Source organism: Pseudomonas monsensis (genome assembly GCF_014268495.2).
In the GTDB taxonomy this organism is placed as follows: Bacteria; Pseudomonadota; Gammaproteobacteria; order Pseudomonadales; family Pseudomonadaceae; genus Aquipseudomonas; species Aquipseudomonas monsensis.
Genome location: NZ_CP077087.1, coordinates 742049 through 756756 on the forward strand (window position 1 = coordinate 742049; position 14708 = coordinate 756756).

General features: G+C 60.4%; 8 protein-coding genes. 5 read left to right on the forward strand and 3 right to left on the reverse strand.

Translation table 11 applies throughout. The annotated features are described in order from the left end of the window. Positions 1-179: 179 nt before the first annotated feature. Positions 180-4133 (reverse strand): trifunctional transcriptional regulator/proline dehydrogenase/L-glutamate gamma-semialdehyde dehydrogenase, encoded by a 3954-nt coding sequence (gene putA / locus HV782_RS03200; RefSeq protein WP_186746201.1) that lies wholly within the window; start codon positions 4131-4133, stop codon positions 180-182. 458 nt (positions 4134-4591) lie between these two features. Between putA and putP the strand changes: the two genes are divergently transcribed. The 5 genes from putP to HV782_RS03225 all read left to right on the forward strand — a co-directional run bounded on the left by putP (position 4592) and on the right by HV782_RS03225 (position 10996). Beyond that, positions 4592-6076, forward strand: coding sequence for a sodium/proline symporter PutP (gene putP / locus HV782_RS03205; protein WP_186746199.1), 1485 nt, complete (start codon positions 4592-4594; stop codon positions 6074-6076). A gap of 352 nt (positions 6077-6428) precedes the next feature. Further along, a complete protein-coding gene (locus HV782_RS03210; RefSeq protein ID WP_186746197.1) occupies positions 6429-8444 on the forward strand; it encodes a type VI secretion system Vgr family protein in 2016 nt (671 codons plus the stop codon). After that, the gene (locus tag HV782_RS03215) at positions 8434-9147 is read left to right on the forward strand and encodes a DUF4123 domain-containing protein (protein WP_186746195.1); all 714 of its coding nucleotides are present in this window, start codon (positions 8434-8436) and stop codon (positions 9145-9147) included. Before HV782_RS03210 ends, HV782_RS03215 begins: the two co-directional genes overlap by 11 nt. Before the next feature lie 334 nt (positions 9148-9481). Further along, on the forward strand, positions 9482-9799 hold the full coding sequence (locus HV782_RS03220; protein ID WP_186746193.1) for a hypothetical protein: 318 nt from the start codon (positions 9482-9484) through the stop codon (positions 9797-9799). Positions 9800-10159: 360 nt separating this feature from the next. Continuing rightward, positions 10160-10996, forward strand: coding sequence for a 23S rRNA (adenine(2030)-N(6))-methyltransferase RlmJ (locus tag HV782_RS03225; protein ID WP_186746191.1), 837 nt, complete (start codon positions 10160-10162; stop codon positions 10994-10996). A 70-nt stretch (positions 10997-11066) separates the two neighbouring features. Here HV782_RS03225 and msrA read toward each other — a convergent pair whose 3' ends face one another. Together msrA and HV782_RS03235 are read right to left on the reverse strand one after the other, a co-directional pair. Further along, positions 11067-11717, reverse strand: a complete 651-nt coding sequence (gene msrA, locus HV782_RS03230; RefSeq protein WP_128616445.1) for a peptide-methionine (S)-S-oxide reductase MsrA — start codon at positions 11715-11717, stop codon at positions 11067-11069. Positions 11718-11862: 145 nt separating this feature from the next. After that, entirely contained in the window at positions 11863-14559 is a 2697-nt protein-coding gene (locus HV782_RS03235) for a putative bifunctional diguanylate cyclase/phosphodiesterase (protein WP_128616446.1), read from the reverse strand. Between the last annotated feature and the right edge of the window lie 149 nt (positions 14560-14708).

Sequence of the window (14708 nt, forward strand, 5' to 3'; positions counted from 1 at the left end):
TTGGAGCCGCGCGCCGACTTAACAAACACCACAAAACACTGTGGGAGCGAGCTTGCTCGCGAAGAGGCCGGCACATTCAACGTTCATGTTGACTGGCAAACCGCTTTCGCGAGCAAGCTCGCTCCCACAGGGACTGTTGCTATGCCGGACACCCATGCAGGTGCCCGGTTTATCGGGTGTTAACCGATAGTCATCAAGCTCGCGTTACCACCCGCCGCAGCGGTGTTAACACTCAACGCACGCTCGATCACCAGACGCTCCAGGGCAATATTGGTCTCGCCCTGGGACAAGCCCTGAACCCCAACAATCGCGCCGGCACGCTTGGCAATCTGCTGGCAAACGCCGCGCAACTGGTCGGAATGGCCATGATGCAGAACGGCATCAAACACCACCTCGTCCTTGTTCCAGTCGGAAACCAGCTTGATCCGCGCCTGAACATCCTTCGGCAGGCGTGCGAACAAGGCCTTGCTGATGTCGGACTCCGGCCATACCGCCGAACCGCCTACGGCCAATACCGCAGCCAGTTGCGTCAGCAGATCACCTTCAACTTCGGTCAGGCACAACACGTGCTCGCGCGGCAGGATCGCGTAGCTGTTCTTCTCGCCAGTCGGGCCGGCCAATACGCGGGTGATGCCGCTCTGCGATTGCGCAGCGTACTGCACGCACAGGGTGCTCAAGTCAGCGAACTTGTTGCTGTCGGCCCAGGCTTTCAAGGCATTCAGCGGTTTGCTCATGGCGTCGCGCAAACGAACGTCCGGAGCGATAACGGCATCACCGCGAGCGAAGGATTGTTCGATCGCGTCGGCAGGACGCGTCGACAGCAGGCGGTACAGGTACAGCGGGCCACCGGCTTTCGGGCCAGTACCCGACAGGCCTTCGCCGCCGAACGGCTGCACGCCGACCACGGCACCGACGATGTTGCGGTTGACGTAGACGTTACCGGCGTTGACGTTGTCGATCACCTTGGCGATGGTCTCGTCGATGCGCGTGTGCACGCCCAGCGTCAGGCCATAACCGGAAGCGTTGATCTGGCCGATCAGTTGATCGATCTCTTTACGCTTGTAGCGCACCACGTGCAGCACCGGACCGAAGATCTCGCGTTGCAGTTCGTCGAAGCTTTCCAGCTCGATCAGGGTCGGCATGACGAAAGTGCCGCGTTTGACTTCTTCGCTGTCGGCAATTGCCACCTGGTACACGTTGCGACCTTTATCGCGCATGCCCTGGATGTGCTTGTCGATGCCAGCCTTGGCTTCGGCGTCGATCACCGGGCCGATGTCCACGGACAGCCGCTCCGGGTTGCCGAGACGGCTTTCAGCCATCGCGCCTTTGAGCATTTCGATGACACGGTCCGCGGAATCTTCCTGCAGGCACAGTACACGCAGGGCCGAGCAACGCTGGCCAGCACTGTCGAAGGCCGAAGACACCACGTCGATCACAACCTGTTCGGTCAGTGCCGAAGAATCGACGATCATCGCGTTCTGGCCACCGGTTTCGGCGATCAGCGGAATCGGACGGCCCTGGTTGTCGAGGCGACCGGCAATGTTGCGTTGCAGCAGACGCGCGACTTCGGTGGAACCGGTGAACATCACGCCTTTGACGCGCTCGTCACCGACCAGACCGGCACCGACGGTTTCACCGCGACCCGGCAACAGTTGCAGTACGCCTTCCGGGATGCCGGCCTCAAGCATCAGGCGCACAGCCTGAGCAGCCACCAGCGGGGTCTGTTCGGCCGGTTTGGCCAGTACCGGGTTACCGGCAGCCAGTGCGGCAGCGACCTGACCGCTGAAGATCGCCAGCGGGAAGTTCCACGGGCTGATGCACACCACCGGACCCAACGGGCGGTGGGCGTCGTTGCTGAAATCGTTGCGTGCCTGCACTGCGTAATAACGCAGGAAGTCGACCGCTTCACGGACTTCGGCGATGGCGTTGGCGAAAGTCTTGCCGGCTTCACGGGCCAGCAGGCCCATCAGTGGCTGGATTTCGCCTTCCATCAAGTCAGCGGCACGTTCCAGAATCGCCGCCCGTTCGGCCGGCGGCGTGGCCTGCCAGATCGGTGCAGCATTCAGGGCACATTGAATGGCGTTGTCGACGTCTTCGACGGTGGCTTCCTGCACGTGTCCGACCACATCGCGGTGATCGGCCGGGTTCAGCACCGGTGCCGGCGCTTCGTTGCTGGAAGCGCAACCGAGCATCGGCGCGGCTTTCCAGTTGTTGTGCGCGGTGGCGAGCAGGGCGCAGGACAGCGAGGCCAGACGGTGTTCGTTGGCCATGTCGATGCCGGCGGAGTTGGCGCGCTCGGCGCCGTACAGGTCACGCGGCAGCGGAATACGCGGGTGCGGCAGGCCGAAACCACCTTCCACGGTCGCCATCTGCTCGATCTGCGCCACCGGATCGGCCACCAGTTCCTGAATCGAAATCGACTGGTCGGCAATGCGGTTGACGAACGAGGTGTTCGCGCCGTTTTCCAGCAGGCGACGCACGAGGTACGCCAGCAGGGTTTCGTGGGTGCCGACCGGTGCGTACACGCGGCACGGACGGTTCAACTTGCCTTCGGAAACTTTGCCGACAACCTGCTCGTAAAGCGGTTCGCCCATGCCGTGCAGGCACTGGAATTCGTACTGGCCCGGGTAATAGTTCTGACCGGCAATATGGTAAATGGCCGACAGGGTGTGGGCGTTGTGCGTAGCGAACTGCGGGTAGATGACTTCCGGCACCGACAGCAGTTTGCGTGCGCAAGCGATGTAGGAAACGTCGGTGTACACCTTGCGGGTGTAGACCGGATAGCCTTCCAGGCCTTCGACCTGGGCGCGTTTGATTTCGCTGTCCCAGTACGCGCCTTTCACCAGGCGGATCATCAGGCGATGACGGCTGCGGCGGGCCAGGTCGATCACGTAGTCGATCACGTACGGGCAACGTTTCTGGTACGCCTGGATGACGAAACCGATGCCGTTCCAGCCGGTCAGTTGCGGCTCGAAGCACAGGCGCTCGAGCAGATCCAGCGACAGTTCAAGACGGTCGGCTTCTTCGGCGTCGATGTTCAGGCCGATGTCGTATTGCTTGGCCAGCAGGGTCAGCGACAGCAGGCGCGGGTACAACTCGTCCATTACGCGCTCGTACTGCGCACGGCTGTAGCGCGGGTGCAGGGCCGAGAGCTTGATGGAAATGCCCGGACCTTCATAAATCCCACGACCGTGGGAGGCTTTGCCGATCGAGTGAATGGCTTGTTCGTACGACGCCAGGTACTTCTGTGCGTCGTGTTCGGTCAGGGCCGCTTCACCGAGCATGTCGTAGGAATAACGGAAACCCTTGGCTTCGAACTTGCTCGCGTTGGCCAGCGCTTCGGCGATGGTTTCGCCGGTGACGAACTGCTCGCCCATCAGGCGCATGGCCATGTCGACGCCCTTGCGGATCATCGGCTCGCCGCTCTTGCCGATGATGCGGCTCAAGGACGACGTCAGGCCAGCTTCGTTGTGCGTAGACACAAGCTTGCCGGTCAGCAGCAGACCCCAGGTTGCCGCGTTGACGAACAGCGACGGGCTGTTGCCCAAATGCGGATGCCAGTTACCGGTGCTGATCTTGTCGCGGATCAGTGCGTCGCGAGTGCCTTTGTCCGGAATACGCAGCAGCGCTTCAGCCAGGCACATCAGGGCGACGCCTTCCTGGGACGACAGGGAAAACTCCTGCAGCAGGCCCTGAACAATGCCTGCACGACCGCCGGCACTTTTCTGGTTACGCAGTTTTTCCGCGATGGTTGCGGCAAGTTTGTTGGTGGCTTCGGCCATCGGTGCCGGCAGGCGCGCCTGCTCGATCAGCATCGGCACCACTTCCGGCTCAGGGCGACGGTAAGCAGCGGTGATCGAAGCACGGAGTACCGATTGCGGCAGGATGCTTTCGGCGAATTCGAGGAAGCACTGGTGGGCATGATCGGTGTGGACTTCACCGGCGTCGTCGGCGTCCTTGGCGGTCAAACCGTTCAGCTCGGTCAGGGTTGCACCACCCTCGAGTTTTTCCAGGTAATTGAAAATTGCCTGCTTGATCAGCCAGTGCGGCGTGCGATCAATCGAGGTCGCGGCCGCCTTCAGGCGTTCGCGGGTCGGGTCATCGAGTTTGACCCCAAGGGTGGTGGTAGCCATATTTTTATCCTCATGGTTGCCACAGTTGCGTGGCATCAGCTGGCCGCAAGATTAGCCGCGCGCTGAGAGAGGTGCAACCGGGTGCAACCCTTTTTTTGTCGGAATAATATGCAGCTCGTCAGGAATTATTTTCTGGTACGAAAGTGCTGCTCCTGCTTGGTGCTTTTGCTTCTAGCCAACGGTGATGACTGCCACAAAAGGGAGCAAAAACGCGGTGATTGTCGATAAATCCGACTAGGTGCAACTTATTCGCTCGAAACTGGTTGCACCTTATTTGATTTGTTGCATAGCATTCGCGCCCTAGGTGCAACCGGGAATAACCCGGTGTACCGGCTGATGGCTTTCCTGGGGAAACATCAGTCCTAAATGCGCGGGATCCCGGATCGTCTGCCAAACGTCGTCGTTTGCGAGCGGTTCACCACCGCCGCTACATAAAAACAAAGCCAGGGCGTAACTCAATGAGCGTAAGCAATCCAACCCTGATCACGTTCGTGATCTACATCGCAGCAATGGTGCTGATCGGCCTGATGGCCTATCGCTCCACCAACAACCTTTCTGACTACATTCTTGGCGGTCGTAGCCTCGGCAGCGTCGTGACGGCTCTGTCTGCCGGTGCTTCCGACATGAGCGGCTGGTTGTTGATGGGCCTGCCGGGCGCCATTTACATGTCCGGTCTTTCCGAAAGCTGGATCGCCATCGGTCTGGTCATCGGTGCCTACCTGAACTGGCTGTTCGTTGCCGGCCGTCTGCGCGTGCAGACCGAGCACAACGGCGATGCCCTGACTCTTCCAGACTACTTCGCCAGCCGTTTTGAAGACAAAAGCGGCCTGCTGCGGATCATCTCGGCGATCGTGATTCTGGTGTTCTTCACCATCTACTGCGCTTCCGGCATCGTGGCTGGCGCCCGTCTGTTCGAAAGCACCTTCGGCATGTCCTACGAGACGGCACTGTGGGCCGGTGCTGCGGCGACGATTGCTTACACCTTTATCGGCGGTTTCCTCGCGGTGAGCTGGACCGACACGGTACAAGCCACCCTGATGATTTTCGCGCTGATCCTTACGCCGATCATCGTCCTGCTGGCCACCGGCGGCGTCGACACCACGTTCCTGGCCATTGAAGCTCAGGATCCAAGCAACTTCGACATGCTCAAAGGCACCACTTTCATCGGCATCATCTCGCTGATGGGCTGGGGGCTGGGCTACTTCGGTCAGCCGCACATCCTCGCGCGTTTCATGGCGGCGGATTCGGTGAAATCGATCGCCAAGGCGCGTCGCATCTCCATGACCTGGATGATCCTGTGCCTGGGCGGCACCGTGGCGGTGGGCTTCTTTGGTATCGCGTACTTCTCGGCACACCCGGAAGTGGCCGGTCCAGTGACCGAGAACCATGAGCGCGTGTTCATCGAGCTGGCGAAAATTCTCTTCAATCCATGGGTGGCCGGTGTCCTGCTGTCGGCAATTCTCGCCGCGGTGATGAGCACGCTGAGCTGCCAGTTGCTGGTGTGCTCCAGCGCCCTGACCGAAGACTTCTACAAAACCTTCCTGCGTAAATCCGCCTCCCAGGTTGAACTGGTCTGGGTCGGCCGCGCCATGGTGCTGTTGGTTGCACTGATCGCGATCGCCCTGGCCGCCAACCCGGAAAACCGCGTGCTGGGCCTGGTGTCCTACGCCTGGGCCGGTTTCGGTGCTGCGTTCGGTCCGGTTGTACTGATCTCGGTGGTCTGGAAAGGCATGACCCGCGACGGCGCATTGGCCGGTATCCTGGTCGGCGCGATCACCGTGGTGGTCTGGAAGCATTTCGAACTGCTGGGTCTGTACGAAATCATCCCGGGCTTCATCTTCGCCAGCCTGGCTATCTACATCGTCAGCAAGCTCGGTTCGCCGACCACTGGCATGGTGCAGCGCTTTGAAGCGGCGGAAAAAGATTTCCACCTGAACAAGTGATGCGCTGAGCTTCGGCTCACCGGAAAACGGCCCGTTTCCTACAGGAGACGGGCCGTTTTTTATTGCCTGTGATTTTTTGCCAACGCTGAAGAAACCTGTGGGAGCTGGCTTGCCAGCGATGAGGGCGGCACATTCAGAACATTCGGTAACTGACACATCGCTATCGCTGGCAAGCCAGCTCCCACAGGGTTTTATGGTGGGTTTCGGGGGTTTGTCTGTAGTTAAAGGCGCCGCTTTTTGCAGGGCTTTTCATCAATGAAAGTAGGGCAAATCTGATTTTCCCGTCACCCATTCATCACCCCTTGCCCCTCATGCAGAATCGCCCGCCCTTCATTCTGCAGAGAGACATCGGATGTTCGCGCCTGCCAATCAACCGCGTTTCACGTTGACCCTCGAAGGCGCCCAACATGACCTCAAAGTCCTTGAGTTCACGGGCAAGGAAGCCATCAGCCAACCCTATCGCTTCGAACTGGAACTGGTCAGCGAGCGGCCGGATCTGGACCTCGAAAGCCTGCTGCACTGTCAGGCATTTCTGAGTTTTGATGCTCAGGGCGCCGGTGTCCACGGTCAGATTTATCAGGTCGGGCAGGGCGACTCCGGGAAACGTCTGACGCGCTATCACTTGAGCCTTGTGCCGCGTCTGACGTACCTCGGGCATCGCATCAATCAGCGGATTTTCCAGCACCAGAGCGTGCCGCAGATCGTGACGCAAATCCTCAAGGATCACGCGATCCTGCGCGATGCTTTCGAGTTTCGACTCGGCAGCGATTACCCGGTGCGTGAATATTGCGTGCAGTACGCCGAAAGCGATCTGGCGTTCATTCAGCGGCTGTGTGCCGAGGTCGGCATTCATTACCACTTTCAGCACAGCCTCGACGGACATCTGTTGGTGTTCGGCGACGATCAAACCGTATTCCCGCGATTGGCCGAGTCAACGCTTTATCTGCCCGGTAGCGGCATGTCTGCCGGGGCGCCGGCGATCAAGCGCTTCAATGTGCGTGTGGAAACCCGTACCAGCGTGGTCACCCGGCGTGACTACAACTTCGAAAAGCCGCGCCTGCAGTTGGAGAGTCGCATCGACGGCGAGCAACGCCCGGTGCTCGAGGACTACCACTTTCCCGGGCAATTCGATAATCGTGAAACCGGCAAACACCTGGCCCAGCGGGCGCTTGAAAGGCATGTCGCCGACTACCGTCAGGCCGACGGCATCAGCGATGAATCCGCACTGGTTTGCGGACATTTCCTGCACCTCAGCGAGCACCCACGTCAGAGCTGGAATGACCTTTGGCTGCTGACCGCGATCGAGCACCGTGGGCGACAGCCGCAAGTGCTGGAGGAATCGGTAACCAGCGATGGCGAATCCTTCCAGGGCTACCGTAATACCTTTCTCGCTACGCCGTGGGATGTGTTCTTCCGCCCGGCGCTTGGCCCGGAAAAGCCCCGGATGCTCGGTTATCAACCCGCCGTTGTCACGGGGCCGAAAGACACGGAAATCCACTGCGACGAGTACGGTCGGGTCAAGGTGCAACTGGCCTGGGATCGCGACGGTGAATTGAACGAGCATTCCAGTTGCTGGCTGCGCGTCGCCACCGGTTGGGCCCATGATCGTTACGGCAGCGTGCTGATTCCGCGCGTGGGCATGGAAGTGCTGGTCGGCTTCATTGATGCCGATGCCGACAAGCCCTTGGTTGTGGGCTGCCTGCCAAACGCCGCGACGCCGGTGCCGCTGGATCTGCCGGCGGACAAGACCCGCAGTGTTTTCCGCAGCCAGAGCACCCCCGGTGGCGGTGGCTACAACGAACTGCGTATTGAAGATAAAAAAGGCGCCGAGGAAATCTACCTGCGCGCCCAGCGCAATTGGACGCAGCATGTGTTGAATGATCAACAGGTGCAGGTCGATAACCAGCGCAGCATTGTCGTCACCGGCACCGCCCGCCATGAGTTGAAGGCTGATGAGCAGCGCATCACTCACGGCCAGCGCCAGACCGAAGTGAAGCAGGACGATCATTTGAGCGTCACCGGCAGCCGCCATATCAAGGTGGCCAATCAGGCGACCAGTGCCAGCCAGCAGTTCCACGTCAGCGCCGGTCAGCAAGTGGTGATCGACGGTGGTGCGAGTGCGACGATTCAGGCCGGCGGGCAATGGATCAATATCGGCCCCGGCGGTATTTTCAGCAGCGTGCCGATTGTCGTGGGCGGCGCACCGATGGCGGCGATGAGTGCCGCACCTGTGGCGCCGGGTTTGCCGGAGAAACTGGCCGCCGCGCCGGCAGCCATGCTCACTGCCGCGCAAATCATGAGTTTTAAAGGTGATGCGCCATTCTGCGAAGAGTGTGAGCGTTGCAAGGACGGTCTCTGTGCAGCCTGATTTCCTCTTGCCTGCCGATTGGCTGGCGCGTGAACCGTTGAGCGCATCCGAGCAATTGTTCGCGGTGTTCAGCAGTGCCAGCGAGGCGAAGCCGCTCAAGGCTTGGCCAGAAGCGGCGAGTCCGATCTGGGCCGAGACGATCTATGCCGAGTGGGATGCGGTGATGCCTTACGTGGGAATTGTCGCCGCCGACAGTGAGTTTCTGCATTGGGTCGCCACTACCGAGTCGCGGGATTGGGGATGGTTGGCGGTTTCTTCGGCGAGTCTTGAGGAGGTGGTGGCGCACTTTCGCAGCCTGACCCAAGTGCTGATGCCGAGTGGCAAAACGGTGTTTTTTCGTTTCTGGGACGGGCGGTTTCTGTTGCCGATTCTGCAGGCCAATGAAGTTGATGCGGCGCAGCTGTTCCCGTTGATCGGGCGGTGTTTGATCAATGGGCAGGCGCTGGAAATCGGCGGCAGGGCGCAGGTGGCGGGGCGGACATTGCCGTGGTGGCAGGTGCCGGAGTCGGTGCTGGCGCAGCAGGGCAATGACGTTCGAACGGCCAATGCGTTGCAGTGGTTGAGTGAAGAACATCCGACACTTTTCGAGGCCTTTCCAGAGGCGGTTTTACGTTGCAAGATCAGGCGGTTTTTTCAGGTTTCAATGTCGGAAGAATCGTCGCAATCGGCGTTGCTGGCGTTTTTGCTGGCAGAGTCGGAGTGAGTTTTCGGGGCGAAGGTCTCGGACGATTCCTTCGAGTTGCGGCGGTTTTCATGAACTGGTGGGCGGTGGGTTGCAGGGATAGTCTTTTCGTTGTCACTGCGAGAGTGGTGACGGGTGTAGGAACCCTGAGAAATTCACCGCGCATCAGCGCTGTCGTTTGATTGCGGCACTTAATTCGTGCCCCAGATATCTTTGCGGCGGCTGTGCGCGGGAACGCTTCGGCGTAGCTGAGTTTGGTGGGTTCCTCAGTTTCCTACTCCCGCGTATGGCTGCCACCCAAACCTGTAGGAAGGTCATTTGGCAGCCTCTCTAAACCTATTGAGGTACAACTGATATGACTATGCTTAAGCCCGATCCACCCTACGAAAAAATCATCCCCCATCCCGACAACCGCTTTATGGCCCTCACCGGCAATTGCAGCGACATGCCCACCCTGTTCATCGACACCCATGTGCCTCTCGACATCCTTATGGACGCCGCCAACCATCGTCTGCGCGCCGTGATCCAGGTGCTGGAAAACATGTGCATGCGCGGCTCGGTCGAATGCGACTCCGTCATCCTCAGCGACTTCGCCCAGCTCTGCGTAATCCCCTTGCGCGACGGCTGCGATGTGCTCGATGTCATCGGCAAGCGCCTGCGCGCCGCGCCATAAAAGCAAAGCCCCTCACCCTAACCCTCTCCCAGAGGGAGAGGGGACTGACCGAGTCGTCTGGGTGATGTACGCCAACCTGCGACTTCTGCGGTGAACTTCGCTTGGCCAAGCTTCGGGGGGACTGACCGAGTTGTCTGGGTGATGTACGCCGACTAGCGACTTCCGCGCTGATCTTCGCTTGGCCAAACCTGAGATCACGCTGATCTTTCAGGTCGATGTAACTCGCAAGATCACCACGGTCAGTCCCCTCTCCCTCCGGGAGAGGGTTAGGGTGAGGGAAAGGCTTTTGTCCACTCGGCTGCGAACCCCTGACTTGCCGCCCGGTAAAAGGTAAACTTTGCGCCCTTCGCAGGAGCAGCCATGAATTATCGTCACGCCTTCCATGCCGGCAATCACGCCGATGTGTTCAAACACCTGACCTTGACCCGCCTCATTGCCCTGATGTCGCGCAAGGAGCAGCCGTTTGCCTATCTCGACACGCACGCCGGCATCGGTCTGTATGACTTGCAGGGCGATCAGGCCAATCGCACCGGCGAATATCTGGAAGGCATTGCGCGGTTGTGGGATCAGCCGGACCTGCCGGCGCTGACCGCCGACTACATGAAGGTGCTGCACGAGATGAACCCGGATGGCCAGTTGCGCTACTACCCGGGTTCGCCGGAGCTGGCGCGGCGCCTGACCCGCCCGCAGGATCGGGTGATGCTCAACGAGAAGCACCCGGAAGACGGCGTGCTGCTCAAGGACAACATGGCCGGTGATCGCCGGGTCAAGGTTCACCTCGGCGAGGGCTGGCATGTGGCGCGGGCGATGTTGCCGGTGCAGGAAAAGCGCGCGGTGATGTTGATTGATCCGCCGTTCGAGCAGCTCGATGAAATGCAGCGCTGCGCGGCGTCGTTGAAAGAGGCGATTGGTCGCATGCGCCAGACGGTGGCGGCGATCTGGTATCCGGTGAAAGATCAGCGTGCGTTGCGTCGGTTCTATCAGGATCTGGCCGGTACCGGTGCGCCGAAGTTGCTGCGCGTGGAACTGCTGGTGCATCCGCTGGATACGCCGAACAGCCTGAACGGTTCGGGCATGGCGATTGCCAATCCGCCGTGGGGGCTGGAGGAAGAATTGCGTGAGTTGCTGCCGTGGCTGTCGAAGAAGCTGGGGCAGACCCAGGGTGGGTGGCAGATGGATTGGCTAATAGCGGAGTAAAGCTTCCAGCTACAAGCTACAAGCTGAAGCGAGCGACGCGCTTGCAGCTTGACGCTTGTAGCTCGCAGCTTTAGTTCGGCATGCACACGCCGGTGCCGCCAATGCCGCAGTAACCCTCAGGGTTTTTCGCCAGATACTGCTGGTGATACGCCTCGGCGAAGTACACGGTTGGCGCCTGTTCGATCTCAGTGCTGATCTCGCCCAGACCGGCCTTCGACAGTTCGGCCTGATACACCGCTTTGCTCTTCAGCGCCGCATCCAGATGCTCAGGCGAGGTCGCGTAGATCACCGAGCGGTACTGGGTGCCGATGTCGTTGCCCTGACGCATGCCCTGCGTCGGGTTATGCAGCTCCCAGAACATTGCCAGCAGCTCTTCGTAGCTGACTTTGGCCTTGTCATACACCACCAGCACCACTTCGGCGTGGCCAGTCAGGCCCGAGCAGACTTCTTCGTAGGTCGGGTTCGGCGTGAAACCGCCGGCATAACCCACGACCGTGCTGACTACGCCTTCACGCTGCCAGAAGCGGCGCTCGGCGCCCCAGAAGCAACCCAGGCCGAAAATCGCGAAGTCGACGTCCTGGAAAAACGGGCCAAGCAGCGGGGTTTCTTCGAAGACGAAGTGTTTTTCAGGCAGGGTCATCGCGGTTTCGCGGCCGGGCAACGCTTGTTCTTTGGTCGGTAGCACGTTCTTGTTCACCAGAATTTCCGAGCGCAGAACCATGATCGTTCCTCTCAGTCAGGTTGGATGTAAAAAGTCAGACCGCCAGTGTGCCCAATGATGCCCGGTTAATCACTACCCAAAATGTGCGGGTACTCGCCCCACTGTAGGCCTTCGCCTGCTCGCGCTTACAGGGAGATGTAGAGGATTAAAGGCAGAGCGGGCCGCGCGGGTAGCGTTTGAGGGCGTGGATCAGCTCGTTGCCCGGGATCGGCCGGTCGAAGAGGTAGCCCTGGCCGACGTCGCAGCGATGACGGCGCAGGAACGCCAGTTGCTCGGCAGTCTCGATGCCTTCGGCCACGACCTTGAGCTTCAGGTTATGGGCCATGGCGATCACCGCCGAGGTGATTTCCATGTCGTCCTGGTTGTCCGGGATTTCGTGGATGAAACTGCGATCAATCTTGATGATGTCGATCGGGAATTTCTTCAGGTAGCTGAGCGACGAATAACCGGTACCGAAGTCGTCCATGGCCAGGGTCAGGCCCAGGCGCTTGAGCTGGTCAAGCTGCAAGTGCGTGTCTTCGGTGGCTTCCAGCAGCAGGCCTTCGGTCAGCTCCAGCTCCAGCAGGTTGGCCGGCAGCGCTTCTTCCTTGAGGATGTTGGCGATCGAGGCGACCAGATCCGGATCGGAGAACTGTTTCGGTGACAGGTTGATCGCCACTTGCAGATTGCCCATGCCCGCGGCGGTCAGCGCCTTGCTCATGCGGCAGGCCTGACGGGCGATCCACTTGCCGATCGGAATGATCAAACCGGTCTCTTCGGCGACGCTGATGAACTGGTCCGGGCGGATCATGCCGCGCTCCGGGTGATTCCAGCGCAGCAGCGCTTCCATCCCCAGCAGGCGACCGCTGCGCAGGCACAGCTTGGGCTGGTAGAACACGTCCAGCTCGTTCTGGGTCAGGGCGCGGCGCAGGTTGTTTTCGACGAACAGCTTGTAACTGGCCTCGGCGTTCAGTGCTTCGGTGAAAACCTGTACCTGATGTTTGCCGTTGGCCTTGGCCTTGTGCAGGGCCAGCCCGGCGTTGCGCATCAGGGTTTGCGGGTCGCGTCCGTGCAGCGGCGCGCAGGCCAGGCCGACGGAGCCGGTGACGCTGATCAACTGGTTGTCGACGAACATCGGTTTGTCGAGGGTCATCAGCAACTGGCTGGCGATTTGTTGGCCGGCCTCAAGATCGGTGTTGTCGAGCAGTACGGCGAATTCGTTACTGGCGAAACGGGCGAGGCTGCCGCTCGGGCTCAGGCTGTTGCGCAGGCGCCGGGCGAGGCTGATCAACAGTTTGTCGCCGGTCTGGTGACCGAGGCTGTCGTTGATCCGCTTGAAGTTGTCGATGTCCACCAGCAACAGGCTGATCGGCGTATCGCTGTCCCGGGCGAAGCGTTCGTCGAGGTTGCGGATAAACGCCGGACGGTTACCGAGGTTGGTCAGGTTGTCGGTGTAGGCCAGACGTTCGATGCGCTGCTGCGCCAGTTTGGTCTGGGTGATGTCTTCGTAGATGCCGATGTAATGGGTCAGTTCGCGGTTGTCGCCGTAGACCTTGGAGATCGACAGCTGCCCCCAGTAGGGTTCGAGGTTTTTCCGGCGGCTCTTGAATTCGCCCTGCCAGCTGTTGCTCTTGGCCAGCGCCGAGGGCGCGTCGAACAGCAGTTCGCTGAGGTTTTCCAGAGCCGGCAGCTCCGACAGGCGCTGGCCATGGACTTCCTCGGTGGTGTACTGGGTGATCGCGGTGAAGCTGGGGTTGACGTACTCGACCACACCGTCGCAGTTGACCAGCAGAAAGGCGTTGGCGCTTTGCTCCACGGCACGCTGGAACAGGTGCAGGGCGCTGGTGGCGGTGCGGCGGTTGTGGTTGTTGATGACCTGGGCGAACTGGTCGGCCAGCTCACCGGCAAACGCAATTTCGTCGGACTGCCAGGCGCGGGTGACGCCGGTCTGTTCCAGGCACAGCACGCCAACCACCTGGCCATCGACGCGGATGCTCGCGTCGAGCATGGCGTTGACGTCGCGCGGGCGCAGGGCTTCGGCCATCTCGCGGGTGCGCGGATCACGCATCGCGTTATGGGCGTCGATGGCGCGGCTGCTGTGCAGCGCTTCCATGTAGTCGGGGAAGCTGCTGACGTCGATCACATCCGGGAGAATGTATTCCTGGGTCGCGCGGTGGTAGGCCGAAATCGGCACCAGTTGCTGGCCTTCGAGGTTCCACAGGCTGGCGCAGTCGATCTCGTAGATGTCGCAGGCGCAGCGGGTGATCAGCTCGGCGGCTTCCTGCAACGAATTGTGCGAACTGTAGCGCTGGCGGGCGAGCAGCAGAATCAGGTCTTGCTGGGCGCGCACGCGTTCGAGGTGCTGCAGTTGCTCCTGCTGGGCGCGCTGGTTCAGTTCCAGGGCGATCTGCAGGCGAGAGTTCTGGGTTTCGAGGTCGACCGAGGGCAGTGACGACGCTTCGTCGAACACATCGTCGACTGCCAGCAGATAGCCGCGCAGCAGGTGCCGATTGTGTTGTTTATAGGCTTCACCCAATTCCAGGACGCTCAGCGTGCCGGCGGCGGTGTGCAGGGTGTAGCGCACCAGATAGTGCGGGCTGGTGCCGAGCTGCTGCTGGATGGTGTCATGCAACTGATAGCGCGCTTCGGGTTCCATCAGGCTGGCGTACGGCGAGCCGACCAGAGCACACAGTTCAACGGCCGGTTGACCGAACTGGCGCTCGCAGTTGGGGTCGAGAAACAGCATCGCCCAACTGGCTTCATTCAAGCGCTCGAAACGCAGCATGCCGAGCCGCGAGGGCACAGGCAACTGCGTCACTACCTCGGCCGCCATACGGCTGGCGGCATCGGGTTGGCTCTTCATGAAGGGAACTCGCTTGGAAATATGCTGAACGCGCCGGGCTCTCGCCCTCTTAACTGTTGCCTGCGGCAAGGTTGCATCATTGCGGCACTGACTGACAAGAGAGATGAAGGCCAAGTGCTATAAGAATGTGTCGGCCGCGCGAGGCATTT